Below are 16,515 nucleotides of genomic sequence, written 5' to 3' on the forward strand. Positions count from 1 at the left end.
CTCTCTATCTCATCCAAAGTAGATTTATGTATCTTAAAATCTTCAGGTAATCCTGCGGCTTTGTTAAAATCACTTCCCATATAACCATCTTTATCTACACTATAACCATAGGCTGTATCAGTGCTTAAATCTGTTTGTTTATATTTTAGAGTATAAATAGAGTTTTTAAATTCACTTGATATATCATAGTTAGGAGAACTTGTCTTACTACTTATACTAAAATTAGTATTATTGCTGGTATTTGTTGTATTAGTAGAATTTAATACTTCACTTCTTGCTAGAGTTTGTGAATTTGCATTTTGAATTTCATTTAATTTACTAGCATTTTGTTTTAAAAAAGCATTAGTAAAACTTATTTTAGAATTTTCTTTACTTTCTTTATTAGCTTTTGCTTGTGAAAGTATAGAACCATAGTTTGAGTTATCATTGATGCTAAAGATACTCATATTAATTCCTTGATTTAGATTTTTCTGCCTTCAATCTAAATATATTAAAATAATATAAGCAAAATCTGTTCCACTTTGGGGTGAAAAGAAAATATTTATCACACCAAAGGTAAGGTAAAATAAAAATTCTTAGGATCACTTTGAAAACTTAACTCTCCCTTATGAGCGTTTATGATTTCTTTAGAAAGAGATAAGCCAAGTCCATTGCCTTTAAGTTTTGTTGTTTTAAAAGCTTCAAAAACCAATTTCTCATCTTTTATTTCACAACCATTATCATACACTCTGATGCATATTTTTTCATTATCATAACTTGCTAAAATTTTAATCATAGGCTTTTCACATTCGCTTTCTTCTATCGCATCAATAGCATTATAAATCAAATTTTGCAAAACCAAACCAAGAAGAGCTTTATCAGCACAAATCTGCTTATCCAAAAAAGATATTTCAAAGTCTATTTGAGAAGTGAAATTATAAGAGTTAATGGCACTTTCACACTCTTCTTTTAACTCTAAAAGATTAAAATTTAAAGCATTGATGTGTACACCCTTAGTAAAAAGTAGAGTTGAATTTACGATACGCTCCACTCTAGCAATAGCCTTTTGGATTTCAAGAACTATATGCTTATTTTTAAGCTCACTACGAGCAAAAAGGGTTGAAGCAAGTAAAGATATAGATCCAATAGGATTTCTTATCTCATGTGCCAAATGAGCCGCTACACTACCCATGCTTGCAAGCCTTTCATTGCGTTTTTCATCGCTAATATCTGTAGCTGAAACTATAGTTTTTTCATTATGCGCTATGATTTTTACCGCATAAAACCTACCTTCAAATTCAAGCTCATCACGAATTTTATCAAGACTAATGATACTAAGTAATTTTGGATTTTTCAAGGCTTCTTGATTTTGTAAAATAATATTTTTTTCTTTATCTAAAATCCAAAGCGCACTAGGCAACACCTCTATAATCTCATCAACCATTGCGCGTAAGGAGTTATAGTTTTCATTTAAAGTTTTGTATTCATTTTCTATTACATAAGTTTGTTCTATAAGACTTTCTAAGCCTTTTTGTAGGGTTTCTTTTTCATTTGAGTCTAAACTTTTTAAAATACTTTCATTCATTTATCATTCCTCTAATAAAATCTTAAAATCATTCAAATCAAGTAAAAGCAAATTCTGTTCGCATATTTTATCAAATTCCTTGCTAAAACCATTTTTTGAGATTATAATGTAATAATTTGGAGTCAAATTTAAAGACTTTACTTTTGATTTTAAAAGATTTAAAATATTTTTACAAATTTTTTTATTTTTAAATTTAACTTCTCCGACAAAACACAAATTTTCATCTTGATAATAAAGATCAAGTTCTAAATTCTTATCCCAGTAGCTTTGCACTCCATTGATATTGAATTTTTTCTCAAGCAATTCTCTAGAAAGTTGTTCAAAACAAAAACTTTGATAAAGCTCAAATTTTTCCTTAATGCATTCTAAAACTTCTTTATAACGATTTTGCAAAATAAGCTTTTCATTGGGCTTTAAAAAATAAAAAAAGAAACGAGTAAAATGGTTGCTAAATATAATCTTATCTTGGACAACATAAGATCTTAGTTCTTTTTTGATTTTTTGTCTTTTATCTTTTATTTTTTTAGCTTCCTTACTATACTCAAGTTTTATTATACCTGTTTCTAAAAGATATTTAAGTGTAGATAAAGCTTTAAAATGCTGAATTTTTCTATTGATAGAAAAACGCTTGCGATTGTTTTTAACTAGTAAAGTAAGAGCGTAAGAACTTGTTTCATCCAAGGCGAAATAACTTTTAATTTTTAGATAATCATCAAGCAAAATTCGCTCTATATTTGTAAATACATCGTCTTCAAAATTTAAAATGTTTAATTTTTCAAAACCTTCAAACACACTATAAAAATCAAAAAGCTTACTTAAAGACAAATTCTTATGCAAATCTACAAAGTTCTTAAATTTTATATTTTTCCTTTTATAAAGCATTTTTATAGTATAATTTTAGCAAATTTTTATAAGGATTGTATTTGCAAATTTCAGATTTAAAAAAAGAATTGATCTTAAAAAAAGGTATTTTGCATTTTGACTTCACAGCAAGTGCTTTAGCTCTAAAATGTGTAGAAAAAGAAATTTCAAAAATTCTCCCAACCTATGCAAACACACATTCTGATAGCTCTTTGAATTCTTTTAAAACTCAACAAATTTACGAACAAGCAAGAAAAGATATAAAAAAAAGTTTATCATTAGATGAAAATTTTGCCCTTATAGCCTGCGGAACAGGATCAAGCAGTGCTATTAAAAAATTTCAAGAATTGATCGGCATTTACATTCCCCCTCTTGTAAAAGAAAGATATTTTACGCAAATTGATAAAAATACCTTACCTTTAGTTATCGTAGGGCCTTATGAGCATCATTCTAATGAACTTTCATTTCGAGAAGGCTTGTGCGAATGTATTAGAATTCCCTTGGATAAAAATGGGGAAATTGATTTTGATTTTCTAGAAAAAACTTTACAAAAAAACAAAAAAAGAAAAATAATCGCTAGCTTTTCTTTAGCTTCAAATGTTACTGGGATATTAAGTGATTACAAACGCATTTCTGAAATGGTTCGTAAATTTAAAGGGATAGTTGCTTTTGATGCATCTAGTTTCATTCCCTATAAAAACATATCTTGTCAATACTATGATGCGTTGTTTATAAGTTCTCATAAATTAATCGGTGGTATTGGCGGTTCTGGACTTTTAGCTATCAAAAAAGATCTTTGTGGAAACAAGCCTAGCTTTGCAGCAGGTGGAACTGTGGGCTATGTTTCTCGCACTTCACAATGCTACCTTTGCAATGAAGAAGCTTTAGAAGAAGGAGGAACACCTGGAATTTTACAACTCATTCGCGCTAGCTTAGCTTTTAAAATCAAAGATTCTATAGGGATTAAAAATATAGAAAAAAAAGAAGAAATTCTAAAAGATTATTTTTTTGAAAAACTAAAAACTATACCTAATTTAATTTTATACGCAAAGAATTTAAAAACCCGATTGCCTATTTTTGCTTTCAATATCAAAGGAATTTCTCCTTTTGATATCGCTTACGAACTTAGTAAAAAATACCACATAGAAACACGCGCTGGATGTGCTTGTGCTGGGCCTTATGGTCATGATTTGCTAGGCTTAAAAGATAATCAAAAACTTAAAACAAAACCAGGTTGGTTAAGAATAAGCTTGCATTATACGCATGAAAAAGAGGATATTGATTATTTTTTTAATGCTTTAAATAAAACTATAATAAAATTATCACATTAAAATATTATAGTTTTATTATTATATATAAAAATTCTATCTTCAAAAGCCAAATCAAGTGCTTTTGAAAGAACATCTTTTTCTATATTTCTACCTGCTTGCTGCATATCTTGCCAAGTAAATTCATGGTTTACAGGCGAAACAGCTTGAGTGATAATAGGACCTTCATCAAGATTATTATTTACAAAATGTGCCGTAGCTCCAATTATTTTAACCCCTCTTTCAAAGGCTTGTTTATAAGGATTTGCTCCTATAAATGCAGGTAAAAAAGAATGGTGAATATTTATAATCTTGCCTTCAAAATGCCTAACAAAATCAGGAGATAAAATTCGCATATATTTTGCTAAAACCAAATAATCAAATTTATATTGTTCAAGACATTTTAAAATCTGATTTTCTTGCTCTTTACGATCTAAATTTTCAGCGCTGATAAAATGATAAGGAATTTCAAATTTCTCAACTAAATCCTTTAAAGAGTTGTGATTTGAAATCACAGCTTTGATATTTGCTTCAAGTTCGTTACTATAATGCTTTATTAGCAAATCTCCCAAACAATGACTTTCTTTAGTAGCAAAAACAACAATATCTTTTTTTCTCTTCTCGCAAAGCTCTATCAAGGCCTCTTGTCCAAGCATAGCCTCAAGCGTTCCTATAAAAGCTTCTTTATCAAACTCACCTTCTAAAAGAGCACGAAAAAAAAACATTCCTTCGCCTACAAATTCATCGTTTTTTACTATATTGATATGATATTTAAAAATAACATCAGAAATTCTATAGATTAAACCTTTTTGATCTTTGGTGCAAATTTTTAATACAGAAATCATTTAGCTAAACCTTTTATATATTCTTTTAATTCATTCTCTCTTGCTTCTTGAAGCTTTAGGCCAAGAATTTTACCACAAAATCCAGCATTTATGAAATCTTTTGCTAAAATTTTACTTTCAAACTTATTCTCATAAAGCCCTAATCTTTTAGCTTGCTCAATACGCTTTTTACTCCAAAGTCCAAGCCATTCCTTCAAAGGCATTTCAAAAGCAATTTTTGCTAGTTCAAAATCACTTATATCATCAAGATAAAAAGCTTGATTTGCATATTTTAGGTATTCTTTTTTAAGTTTAGTTCTTTTAAAAAATATATCTTTTTCTAAATTAAAAAAATTCAAATACAAATACAAGAATAAAGCATCGCTTTTTACAAATTCTCTACTTTGTCTGAGTAAATTTTGAAATTCCAAACTCTTAAAAACACTCTCAAAGCCGAAAACCTGTTTCTCTAAGCCAAGTTCTTGTAAATATCTATAGCCGACATCAAGTCTAGGACTTTTAAAGAATTTATAAAGCTCTGCATTGATCCTATCTTTGCTAAGATCAGTTATATCCATACTTTGCATCAATTTCAAGCTTTCGCTAGTTATCTTAAAGTTAAACCTTGAAGCAAATACTACCGCTCTTAATACTCTTAAACTATCCTCTTGAAAGCTTTGTTTATCAATATGCCTTAAAAAGCCTGCTTCTAGATCTTTTAATCCTCCATAAAAATCTAAAAACTCATCGTTAAAAAGATTAATCATCATAGAATTTATGGTAAAATCGCGTCTTTTGGCGCCAAGTTTTTCATCATTGCAAATTTGAACTTCAAAACCTTTATGTCCATAGCTTATTTTGTTTTCGGTTCTAGCAAGAGCTAAATCATAATTTTTAAACTTATACACAAAAAAACTTTTTCCAAAGCCTTGTGCGCCCAATTTTTGCATAATCTTTTCAAAATCTTTAGGTTTTATATCATAAAGCTCTATATCATAGTCACAAATTTTTAAGCCTAAAAACAAATCCCTAACGCTACCTCCAACCAAATACGCTCGTTTAGTATAAGGCTTTAAAAACTCAGCGATAAACTGTAAATCGGGATTATTTTTTAAGCTTATCTTCGATATTTGCAAGCAAAAACTCTAAAAAATTTATGGTCAAGTTTAACCTATTTTCAAGATCATCTTTTTTTATGCTATTTAAACCTTCAAAAAGAACTAAAATTCTCTCTCTAAGATGTTTTAAAAAAATATCCTCATTAAGCGTTTGAACCTCTGTCATAACACTGGGATTTAAAATTTCACTTTGTAAAAAAGGCTCTTCTTTTTTAAACTCTTCATTTTCCTGAGTAGAAATTTCAATATTATTTTGTATTTTTTGCTCTTCTTCAAATTTTGCCATAGAAATTTTATCTTCTAAGTCTTGCGGAGTATCAAGCTCTTCGCATACAAACTCCATAGGCGGTAATTCATCTTTTATTTCAGTTTTTCTATTTAATTCTTGTTCTTTTAAAATTTCATTTTGTCTTCTTTGCTCTTCCATGATAGAGCTAACTTCGCTAATGGTTTTTTTAGCTAAATCTTCCAAATTCATATTTTTATCAACCACCTTTTAAATTCATTAATTTCTTCATCGCTTTTCATATTAATAAAAAAATCCAACATTTGAGTGTTTAAATCTTTATGCTTGGATCTAAAACCACTAAGACGACGAACCGCATCGATAGCGTTTTGGTTATCTGGATCTTCTTTTAAGATATTTTTATAAATTTCTAAAGCTTCGTCTTTTAACCCTTGAGCCTCATAGATAGAAGCTTCAGTGACTGTATTTTTCATCACTGTTTCCTAAAATTTTTCTTTAATTCTAGCAAAAAGCTTTTTAATTTATCTTTAAGAAAATAAGATGATTTTTAATGTCTATTTTGTTTTAAACAATTTTTCTATATATTCTTTTTTTTCTTTCTCTAAGCTAGAATTTAATTCTTTTTGTTCTTTTTTAACTTGCACTTTTAAATCTTGATTTTTAAAATACACATAATCAATTCCAAAAATAACACCAATTATAATAAGCAATGGGATTAAAAATACCATATACTTTACACTTTAAGAAAATTGATTAAATACACTACCATAGTAGCGAATATTCTCAGCATTTTCATTTTTTTCTATCGTTTCTATTGCGCCGCTATTGATTGCTTTTTGGATATCATCATTTAAATCTTGATAAGAAAAAACCATATTAATGCTGATAATATTTGGCAATTTCTCAAGCATTTTATAAGAGTTTAATTCATCTTCTAAATTTTCACTTTCAATCACAACTATAATCTTTTCATTTTCACAAAGTTCTACAGAACAAAAAGGAATTTCAGATATAGCCTTTTTTAAATCATTTATATATTCTTCTTTTGCTAAAATCAAAACACTAGAAAGATTATTCATCAATACTCCTAAACATTATACTATCACCAAAGCCTGAAACGATAAAATCTTTATTGTTTAAAAAAATAATAAACTCACTCATCAAATTTTCATTATTAAAAGTTTTAACAGGCTTAAAATCACTTGTGCTAAAAACTTCACTAACTCCAGCTTCATTATCGCTATAAACAGCCAATTCTCCATTAAGACTTAAAGCACAAGTATATATCAAAAAATCTTTTTGTAAAAAATTTTGTTCTTCATTTTTTACAACTCCTATACGCCTATCCGTTCCACAACTTAAAATAACATTATTTTTAAAATCTACTTGATAGATATTATCTTTATGCATTTTATCATAGTTTTTCAACATCTTCCAATTTTTCAAATCAAAAAGTTCTACTTCGCCACTCTCAAAACCTGCAATTAGTCTACTCTTATCTTCATTTAAAACTGCATCATTAAGACTAGAATGGGAAAAATTAAATTTTTTTATATTTTTTAAACTTTTATCAATCAATTCTATTTCAGAACCAATAGAAATCAAAAGATAAGTATTTTCATTGATAAAAAATGCTTTTATTATGCTATTTTCTTCGAGCTTTTTGATTTGTAAATTTTCCTTATAAAAACTTAAATTTTTAGCACCAAAATCACCCTCGCTAAGTATTAAAAGTGTATGTTTAAAAATATCAATGTTGTAAATTTTAGCAAAATCATCACCATAATAATTTTTAATCTTTGGCAAAGATAAAAGTTCTTTTAAACTTTTATCTTTAATGTTATATTGCAAAATTTCACCTTTATCAGTGCCTATATATAAGTTTTGCTTATCAAGCTTTAAAGCTGTTATATTGGCATTTAATTTCAGCTCATAAGCATAAGACAAAACACAAAAAAGACTCAAAATAAAAAGAAATTTTTTCATTTATTTACTTTACACCCTCATTAATCACATCAATTAAATTTGAACGACTTTTTAATTGTTCATTTTTAAATTCAGGTTTAAAGCTATTTCCCACTAAAGGTTTTGCATCACTTTGTGGAACATGACACTGAGTGCAATTAAAACGACTATCGCTAATCACATCTCCTGTGGTTTTATTGTGTCTAAAATCATAATAATGACTAGCAGGAAGTGGAGTTGCACCAGCATCTGCTGCTATAGCCTTATCATGGCAGCTTAAGCACATATTGTTATCTTTAGTTATAGGTAACAAATCTTCAATAGCATGCGGAATTAATGGTGGTGCATTTTCATAAGAACGCTCAAAACGAGTAGATTCCCCAGGTTGTAAAGTTGTGAAATTTGCTTCCACTAAATTTACTTTATTTTCATTTTCTAAACTTGCTTTTCTAAGTCCAATTTGTTCCGAACTTACCCCACTATTCATTGCACAAGCGGCAAAAAATACCACTGCAGCACTTCCTAATAAAACCAATTTCTTCTTCATTATTTATTCCTTAAATCAAAAATATTAAAATTCAAAGCATCATCATTACAAACTTCTATACATCTTGCACACCTTATACACTCTCCTGATTTCACGCTAGTACTTTCTTTTCCAACCATCCACAAAACCTGTTTTTCAGGACAAATACGGATACATTCATAACATTTAGTGCATTTATCACTATCATGCTTTATTTTAAGCAAAGCAAAACGAGAAATAAAAGCATAAAAAGCTCCTAGTGGACAAAAATGTGAACAAATTGCCCTAGGACTTAAAAAAGTATCGATACAAAAAAGTATAAAGGCTACAAAAATCCAAGAACTTGTAGCAAAAATAATCCCTCTATGTATCATTCCTATATAAGAAAAACTTTCAAACACAGGCAATGAAAATACAAAAGAAAGGACTAAAACCAAGACCAATACAAAATAGCGTAAATTTTTAGGCAAAATTAAAAATTTATTATTAAGGGTTAATTTATTTCGCACAAAAGCAGCAAAATCTGTGATTAAATTAACAGGACAAACCCAAGAGCAAAAAACCCTTCCTAAAAGCAAACCATAGATAAAAAATATAATCAAAGCTCCTATTAAAGCCACTAAATCTATACTCCAGCTTGCTAGAATGATTTGCAAAACCGCAAAAGGATCGCTTAAAGGTATGGTATTAAAAAGTCTAGAAGAACTTAAATTTCCCTGCAAGATAAAATCTGTAGCTTTAAAACTAAAAAGCGCTAAAATTCCAAGCTGAACGATGCGTCTAGCAATTAAATACTTCATCACAGTTCTCCATCATTTAAATAATTGGTTGCTTTTTTAGCATCAAAATGTTTTGAAGTATCTGCATTTTTTATACGACCTTCATCTTTTTCATCCCAACCTTTTACATAATGAGATCCTGCTTTTCCCAATACATACTCCCTTGGCAAAACACGAATGGCCGGTTTTTCAGTAATACAAGCAAGTTCACAAAGCCCACAACCTACACACACTTCATGATCCACACTAGGTAGTAAAAAAGCGTGCTTGGCGGTGCGTTCATTGCGTTTAAGCTCAAGTTTTAAAGCCCTATCTATCAAAGGACAAGCTCTATAACAAGCATCGCATTGAATTCCCCAGTGTGCCACACAAGAAGCACTATCAACAATAGCAATACCCATTTTCAAAGATTCTATACCCTGCTCTAAATGCTTTTTATCTAAAGCATCAGTTGGACATTCTCTAATGCAAGGAATATCCTTACAAAGATAGCAAGGAATTTCTCTTGCCTTAAAAAAAGGCGTGCCATTTTTTGGACTATCTAACAAGCTAGCAAGCTTTAAAGTATCATAAGGACAGGCTTTTACACAAAGCCCACAACGAATACATTTGCTTAAAAATCTAGCTTCATCTTCAGCCCCAGGAGGACGCAAGGTATAATTATCATCGGCTTTTAAAGCCAAATTAGCCAAAAATCCACCTCCTGTACATAAACATGCAGCCTTAAAAGCACTAACAAAAAATTCTCTTCTACCTTTCATTTAATCAAAACCCTAAATTAAGCCTTATAAATTTTTACAGCGCATTTTTTAAAGTCAGTTTGTTTTGAAAGTGGACAAGTCGCATCCAAAGTAACTTTATTGATATATACATTCTCATCAAACCACGGCACATACACAAGTCCTACAGGCGGTTTGTTTCTTCCGCGCATATCTACTCTTGCTTTTACTTTACCGCGACGAGATTCCACCCAAACCAAATCACCTTGATTTAAGCCTAATTTCTCTCCATCTTTCTCACTCATATAGCAAAGTGCTTCAGGCACAGCGCGATAAAGCTCAGGCACACGCATAGTCATAGTTCCACTATGCCAATGCTCTAAAACCCTTCCTGTTGCAAGCCAGAATGGATACTCTTTACTTGGTCTTTCAGGTGCTTTCATAAATGGCCTAAAGAAAATTTTAGCCTTATTTTTAATACTGTGCTCTTTTTCATCTTTAGGAGCTATTAAATCCCCATTTGTAAGCATTTTGTTAAAATCACCATAAAAAGCAAAATCTGAATTTGGAGCCGCTTTTTTAGCATAATAATCAAATTTAGTATTAAATCTCCACTGTGTTTCCTTGCCATTAACCACAGGCCATCTTAAACCCCTTACTTTATGATAGGTATCAAAATCCGCTAAATCATGTCCGTGCCCTAAGCCAAATTTACGATATTCTTCCCAAAGATATTTTTGAACGAAAAAGCCATAGCCTGTAAATTCTTTTCCATCACTGCCTTGAATTTTTCTCTCATCACCTTTAACATCGGTATTATCAAAGCCTTTTGCGATGGCATCGTTTGGATTAAAGCTTTTTGCTTCTTTATTGGCAAATAGCACATCAAAAAGTGTATCATCTTCGCTATAACCCATAGCTTTTGCCTCTTCTAAAACGCTTGGCAAGGTAAGCTTATTATCCACTTTTTGCTCTTTCCAAACTTCTTTAAGCTTAAAGCGTTTTGCAAATTCTAAAATTTGCCAAGTATCACTCATGGCAGCACCTACAGGTAAGACTTGTTGTTTCCAATGTTGAGTTCTTCTTTCAGCATTACCATAAGCACCCCATTTTTCATAAATCATAGCGCTTGGTAAAATAAGATCAGCTACTTTTGCTGAAATTCCAGGATAACAATCACTTACAACAATAAAATTATCCATTTCTCTTGCTGCTGCAATCCAGTGATTTGCATTTGCAGTGTTTTGCCATGGATTATTCACTTGCACCCATGCAAATTTAATTTTTCCATCTTCTAAATCTCTCATGATATTAAGATAAGGAGAACCTGGTTTTGGGTTGATAGTCTTTGCAGGAACTTTCCAAATTTTTTCAGAAATTTCTCTGTGTTTTGGATTGGCTACAACCATATCTGCAGGCAAACGATGTGAGAAAGTTCCTACTTCCCTAGCTGTTCCACAGGCACTTGGCTGTCCTGTTAAAGAAAAGGCTCCACTACCTGGTTTAGCTTGCTTTCCTAGCAAAAAATGTACCATATAAGCTTGTTCATTTACCCAAGAACCTCTTGTGTGTTGATTAAAGCCCATAGTCCAAAAACTTACGACTTTGCGATTTTTCTCTATGTAAAGATTAGCTAATTCTTGAAGTTTTTTCTTAAAATCTTCCAAAGACTCATTATCATCACCTTTGGCTACTCTTGCAGTGTATTCTAAAGTATAAGGGGCTAAACCTTTTTTAAATTCGTCAAAAGAAATTTCCCAGTTTTTATCAGCCACACCTTGATGTTTCATTTCAAATTTATCACCCGCTTTAACGCCAAGATAAGATAAAGAAGTAGCCTCTTCATCGTCTAAAGTGATTACATTTTCTTTTTCAACCGTATCTTTTTCACTTTCTTTAAATTTTGGATGATTTGGATTATTTCTCATACCATAACCAATATCAGCATAACCAGTTGCAAATACGCAGTGATCTTTGATAAATTTCATATCCATAGCCTCTGGATGATTATAAACAATCTCTCTTGCTATGTAATTCCAAATAGCCAAATCTGTATTTGGTTTAAAAATAATTTCAATATCAGCAATATTTGAAGTACGGTTAGAAAAAGTGCTTAGATTAACAACTTTAACCTTATCAAGATTGCTTAGTTTTCTATCACTTACTCTTGACCAAAGGATTGGGTGCATTTCAGCCATATTAGCTCCCCAAGTGATAATAGTATCTGTAAGCTCTATATCATCATAACAGCCTGATGGCTCATCTACACCAAAAGTTTGCATAAAACCAACCACTGCAGAGGCCATACAATGTCTTGCATTTGGATCGATATTATTTGTTCTAAAACCCGCTTTTGCAAGCTTTAAAGCAGCATAACCTTCTTGGATAGTGTATTGCCCACTACCAAAAATCCCTATACCTGTAACGCCGAGTTCATTGTAGGCTTTTTTAAATTGTTTTTCCATTTCATCAAAGGCTCTTTGCCAAGAAACTTGTTGAAATTTGCCTTTTTTATCAAATTCGCCTTTTTCATTCATGCGAAGCAAAGGCATAACAAGACGATCTTCACCATACATGATCTTAGCATTAAAATAACCTTTGATACAATTAAGTCCGCGATTTACGGGTGCTGCAGGATCACCTTTTGTTGCTACGATTTTGCCATCTTTTCTAGCTATCATAATTCCACAGCCAGTTCCACAAAATCTACAAACAGCTTTATCCCATTTCCAATCTTCTTCTTGCGCGCCAAGCATAGAGCTTGGAACACTAAGCCCTGCAACACTAGCAGCACTTGCAATAGCGGTATTTTTAATAAAATCCCTTCTATTCATCCTTATTCCTCCAAAATAAAAAAATCATCTTATTATAAAAAATGAAGTATAAAAATCTCTTGAAATTTTAATAAAAATAATAATTTTAAAGCTCTATTTTATAGGAGTTTTATTGTCCTTTTTATATTATTCTTACACAAAATAAATATTAAAAATAATCAACTTAACAATTAAAATATAATCAACTTAAAATAATAAAAAATGAAGATATAAAAATTAAGCCCTAAGAATGGGCTTAATCAAAAATTAATGGCAACCACAACCACCGCAGCAGCTAGAACCACCAAAAAATGCATCAAGTTTTGCAATATCTGGCATTTCTGTGATTTCATTTACAAGTTCTTTATATGCCACTTTACCCTCTTTAATCACAAATACGGCACGAGCTAAAAGCCCTTCTAAAGCACCTTCATTTATCAAAACACCATATTTTTCACCAAATTCTTTTGCCACAAAATCACTTGCAACACTTAAATTTTCAATACCTTCTGTACTGCAAAATCTTCCCATAGCAAAAGGTAAGTCCATACTTACTACAATCACTTCAGCACCATTGTAACTGGCTACTTTTTTATTAAATTCTCTAGCCTCTGTAGCACAAACTGGTGTATCTAAGCTTGGAACACTTAAAATGATTTGAGTTTTACCCGCTGCACCGATTTCAATCACGCTTAAATCTTTAGCTTTAAGATTTACCTTAGGAGCATCTGCTCCAACTTCTACTGAATTTCCTTTAAGTTTTACAGGATTTCCTTTAAAATTTACTGTACTCATTTAATTTCCTTTTTTGATATTTTAAACATTATTGCAATTAATGTTTTAGGAGTGATTATATCCTATAAATATTAATTATTTTTTAATTTCACTCAAAATTATTTTACTTCTTTCCAAGTATATTTTTTCCACACTTTTTGAGCTTCCTTACTCTTAATAAAATCTACAAATTCTAAAGCTTTTTTATTTTCTAAACCTTTTTTTGTAGGAGCAATTTCAGCTGCACGATAAATCACTGCATTTTTATCTTTGATAAATAAAGCTTTATCATCGCCTAAAGCCTTTGCCCAATGAGACCAAATGATTAAAGCATCAATATTTGGATTGTTATTCCACTCATCTACAGCAGCTTTGGAATTTTTAGCATAAATTTTTATATTTTTACGTAATTTTACCAAATTTTCTCTTTTTGCACTTTTTAAAGCCATATCTTCATAAAGTCCAACTTGTCCTGCGCCATCAACCACCATAACATTTATGTCATCTTTTAAAATGTCTTCAAAATTTTTAATATTTTTTGGATTATTTGGACGCACGATAATACCTGATGGACGCACATTTAAAACGCTTAAATTTTCCAAACTTAAACTTGGAATTTTTTTAGCAAAATCATCCATCATTGAAGTATTGCCTGAAAAAATCAAATCTGCATTTTCTTTTGCTTTGTCTATCCAAGCTGGAGTTGGACCTGCGGTTACAATCACCTTTTCTTTTGTTTTTTCTTCAAATTTTAAAGCAAGCTCTTTTAGCACAGGAGCGGGACCACCTGGACCATAAACTAAAATTTCAGCATTTAAAAAACTTGCTGCTGCTAAACTTAAAATTAATATTTTTTTCATAAAATAAACCTTTCTTTATAATAATATAAAGGAAATTTTATCAATCTATAGTTAACTCTCCCTTGCAAAGCCCTGCTTCTATAAGAAAACGAGAAGGGGCGAAAGAAGTTTTTTTATTTTTATCATATTTAGCATAGCTTAAATAAAGTATATTTTTTGCCCTAGTTACTGCAACATAAAAAAGCCTTCTTTCTTCTTCTAAGCTTCCACCCATTCCCATAAGCTTTTGATTAGGAAAGCGACCTTGTGCAAGATCAATCACAAAAACAAGATCAAATTCCAAGCCCTTACTTGCATGCACACTAAGCAAATTAACTCCTTTGCCACTACTCATTTCGCTTGCACCTAAAGTTAGAAAATTATAATACTTATAAATATCGCTATAATTTTTTGTAAGCTCTTTTAAGACATTGAATTTTGTTTCTATTTTTTCTAAATTTTCACTCTTTCTTAATAAATCCACCTGTCCTGCTTTATTTGTTGCTCTTTTGGTTGCAAGTTCTTCACAAATTTCTCTATAAAAAGAATTTTCACAAATTAAATTTACCAAAGTCAAAGAATGTTTTATTTCCATAGCTTTTTTTAAAAAAAGATAAATTTTTTCTAAATTTCTAGCACATAAATCATTGATTTTTGAAAGTTTTAAAATAGGATGTGCATCAAATTCACTCTCAAATTTAAAACGAGTTTCGCTGGCTAATTCTTCTAAATCCGCAAAAAGCCCAAGTTGATAATTTCTTTTTTGATGATTTTGCAAATTTACATTTTTATCAGGATCTAAAAAACCTTTTATTAAATTTCCATGCCCTAATTTTAAAAGTGCGTCAAAAATTTCTTTTGCTAAAACTCCACCCACACCTTTGGTGTATTGAACCAAATGAATAAAAGCCATAATATCCTTAGGATTTACCACAAGAGCAAGCATAGAGCTAAAAGCTTTAACTTCTAAACTTTCAAAAAAACTTCCACTTCCCTTTCTCACACTTGCAATGCCCTGCTCCCTTAAAGCTACTTCAACCCCATCAGCACTTGAGTTGTTGCGAAAAATCACGGCAATTTCTTCCAAACTTACTCCGCTTGTAAGTATCATTTTGGCTATATTTTGATACTGATCAAATAATTCTTCAAAAGTAAGCAAAGATGGGGCTTTAAATTCATCATTTCTTGTAACAATAAGTTCTTTTGGGTATAATCTTTCGTTATTTAAAATCACTTTATTAGCCAAAGCTAAAATACTTCTTGATGAACGGTAGTTTTTATTTAAAGAAAAAATTTTTGCATCTTTAAAACGATCTTTAAACCCACCTATGATATTAATATCCGCTCCATTAAAAGCATAAATACTTTGATCATAATCCCCTACGCAAAACAAACTTTTACTATGAAAAGCCTCTATTAAGGAACTTTGCAAAGTATTTGTGTCTTGATATTCATCTACTAAAATTTCATCAAATTCATATTTTTCTTCTTTTAAAAGATCTTTTAGATTGATAAGCAAGTCATTAAAATCTACATAATTAAAACGCTTTTTTTCATTATCATATTCTTTTAAAATATCTTCATAAATTTCAGCATAAATACTTTGATCTTCGTAGTTTTGGCAAAACCAAGTATAAAAATCTTGATTGTGCGCTTTGTTTTGAAACAAAGAATAAAGATCATATAAATAACTTGATTGATAAGGTTTTATATCACTTAAATGCCTAAAAGTTCTTTTTTCATAGACACTTTTAAGTAGAGTTTTTAACTCGCTTGCTTGCTTTAAGGCTATATTTTTATCCGCATTTCTAAGTAAGGTATAAGCCGTACTATGAAAAGTTCCTGCAAGTATTTTACTGGTAATATTTTTATCAAAAAATTTCCCTAAACGCCCTATCATTTCTTTACTGGCTTTATTTGTGAAAGTCAAAAGCATAATTTTTTGAGGTGCCACTCCCTTGCTTAAAAGATAAGAAATTCTTGCAACAATAGTAGAAGTTTTTCCCGTCCCTGCACTTGCAATAACAAGATTGTGTCCAAAATCAGCAGTAGCAGCAAGATATTGTTCATTATTTAATTTTGAAAGTGGCATTATTTTCCTTATAAAAGTTAAAATTATAAAAAAAAATTACTTAAAAATATAAAAATTTAAAATTACTTTATATTAGATTATAGTACA

General features: G+C 30.4%; 18 protein-coding genes. 1 reads left to right on the forward strand and 17 read right to left on the reverse strand.

From position 1 onward, the window contains the following. The 3 genes from AJ882_RS00990 to AJ882_RS01000 all read right to left on the reverse strand — a co-directional run. A partial coding sequence (locus AJ882_RS00990; RefSeq protein WP_410002273.1) for a Cj0814 family flagellar-dependent secreted protein occupies positions 1-446 on the reverse strand: 446 nt, incomplete at its 3' end. Positions 447-544: 98 nt separating this feature from the next. After that, entirely contained in the window at positions 545-1,564 is a 1,020-nt protein-coding gene (gene flgS / locus AJ882_RS00995) for a fla regulon two-component system sensor histidine kinase FlgS (RefSeq protein WP_002852488.1), read from the reverse strand. Positions 1,565-1,567: 3 nt separating this feature from the next. Beyond that, positions 1,568-2,446: a DUF234 domain-containing protein gene (locus AJ882_RS01000; RefSeq protein ID WP_011049781.1), complete on the reverse strand. Its 879-nt coding sequence runs from the start codon at positions 2,444-2,446 to the stop codon at positions 1,568-1,570. Between the two features lie 35 nt (positions 2,447-2,481). Between AJ882_RS01000 and AJ882_RS01005 the strand changes: the two genes are divergently transcribed. Continuing rightward, entirely contained in the window at positions 2,482-3,756 is a 1,275-nt protein-coding gene (locus AJ882_RS01005; RefSeq protein WP_002860760.1) for an aminotransferase class V-fold PLP-dependent enzyme, read from the forward strand. Here AJ882_RS01005 and purU read toward each other — a convergent pair. From purU to AJ882_RS01075, 14 genes are all read right to left on the reverse strand, one after another. Next, positions 3,753-4,577 carry a formyltetrahydrofolate deformylase gene (gene purU, locus AJ882_RS01010; protein ID WP_002859821.1) on the reverse strand — a complete coding sequence of 275 codons (825 nt, stop codon included), beginning with the start codon at positions 4,575-4,577 and terminating at the stop codon, positions 3,753-3,755. The genes AJ882_RS01005 and purU overlap by 4 nt on opposite strands. Continuing rightward, complete coding sequence (locus tag AJ882_RS01015) at positions 4,574-5,692, reverse strand: CCA tRNA nucleotidyltransferase (RefSeq protein WP_032589598.1); 1,119 nt, start codon at positions 5,690-5,692, stop codon at positions 4,574-4,576. Before AJ882_RS01015 ends, purU begins: the two co-directional genes overlap by 4 nt. After that, complete coding sequence (locus tag AJ882_RS01020; RefSeq protein WP_002867966.1) at positions 5,661-6,152, reverse strand: CiaD-like domain-containing protein; 492 nt, start codon at positions 6,150-6,152, stop codon at positions 5,661-5,663. Before AJ882_RS01020 ends, AJ882_RS01015 begins: the two co-directional genes overlap by 32 nt. Beyond that, a complete protein-coding gene (locus AJ882_RS01025) occupies positions 6,149-6,397 on the reverse strand; it encodes a tetratricopeptide repeat protein (RefSeq protein WP_002859818.1) in 249 nt (82 codons plus the stop codon). Before AJ882_RS01025 ends, AJ882_RS01020 begins: the two co-directional genes overlap by 4 nt. A gap of 78 nt (positions 6,398-6,475) precedes the next feature. Next, entirely contained in the window at positions 6,476-6,649 is a 174-nt protein-coding gene (gene tatA2, locus AJ882_RS01030; RefSeq protein WP_002852615.1) for a Sec-independent protein translocase subunit TatA2, read from the reverse strand. Between the two features lie 12 nt (positions 6,650-6,661). Next, positions 6,662-7,000, reverse strand: a complete 339-nt coding sequence (locus AJ882_RS01035) for a chaperone NapD (protein ID WP_002867967.1) — start codon at positions 6,998-7,000, stop codon at positions 6,662-6,664. Next, positions 6,993-7,907, reverse strand: a complete 915-nt coding sequence (locus tag AJ882_RS01040) for a WD40 repeat domain-containing protein (protein WP_002867968.1) — start codon at positions 7,905-7,907, stop codon at positions 6,993-6,995. Before AJ882_RS01040 ends, AJ882_RS01035 begins: the two co-directional genes overlap by 8 nt. Positions 7,908-7,911: 4 nt before the next feature. Beyond that, positions 7,912-8,436 carry a nitrate reductase cytochrome c-type subunit gene (locus tag AJ882_RS01045; RefSeq protein ID WP_072227270.1) on the reverse strand — a complete coding sequence of 175 codons (525 nt, stop codon included), beginning with the start codon at positions 8,434-8,436 and terminating at the stop codon, positions 7,912-7,914. Beyond that, positions 8,433-9,215 carry a quinol dehydrogenase ferredoxin subunit NapH gene (gene napH / locus AJ882_RS01050; protein WP_074470854.1) on the reverse strand — a complete coding sequence of 261 codons (783 nt, stop codon included), beginning with the start codon at positions 9,213-9,215 and terminating at the stop codon, positions 8,433-8,435. The genes AJ882_RS01045 and napH overlap by 4 nt, the downstream gene beginning before the upstream one ends. Then, positions 9,212-9,952, reverse strand: coding sequence for a ferredoxin-type protein NapG (napG, locus tag AJ882_RS01055; protein ID WP_002859812.1), 741 nt, complete (start codon positions 9,950-9,952; stop codon positions 9,212-9,214). Before napG ends, napH begins: the two co-directional genes overlap by 4 nt. 17 nt (positions 9,953-9,969) lie before the next feature. Next, positions 9,970-12,744 carry a periplasmic nitrate reductase subunit alpha gene (gene napA, locus AJ882_RS01060; RefSeq protein ID WP_002852404.1) on the reverse strand — a complete coding sequence of 925 codons (2,775 nt, stop codon included), beginning with the start codon at positions 12,742-12,744 and terminating at the stop codon, positions 9,970-9,972. A 246-nt stretch (positions 12,745-12,990) separates the two neighbouring features. Further along, positions 12,991-13,518: a thiol peroxidase gene (tpx, locus tag AJ882_RS01065; protein ID WP_002856712.1), complete on the reverse strand. Its 528-nt coding sequence runs from the start codon at positions 13,516-13,518 to the stop codon at positions 12,991-12,993. Positions 13,519-13,616: 98 nt separating this feature from the next. Beyond that, positions 13,617-14,357 carry an AcfC family adhesin PEB2 gene (peb2, locus tag AJ882_RS01070; protein WP_002867970.1) on the reverse strand — a complete coding sequence of 247 codons (741 nt, stop codon included), beginning with the start codon at positions 14,355-14,357 and terminating at the stop codon, positions 13,617-13,619. 40 nt (positions 14,358-14,397) lie between these two features. Then, on the reverse strand, positions 14,398-16,428 hold the full coding sequence (locus AJ882_RS01075) for an ATP-dependent helicase (RefSeq protein ID WP_002857005.1): 2,031 nt from the start codon (positions 16,426-16,428) through the stop codon (positions 14,398-14,400). Positions 16,429-16,515 lie beyond the last annotated feature (87 nt).

Origin of the sequence: Campylobacter sp. BCW_6461, from assembly GCF_001762735.1 — a bacterium.
Lineage (GTDB): Bacteria > Campylobacterota > Campylobacteria > Campylobacterales > Campylobacteraceae > Campylobacter_D > Campylobacter_D jejuni.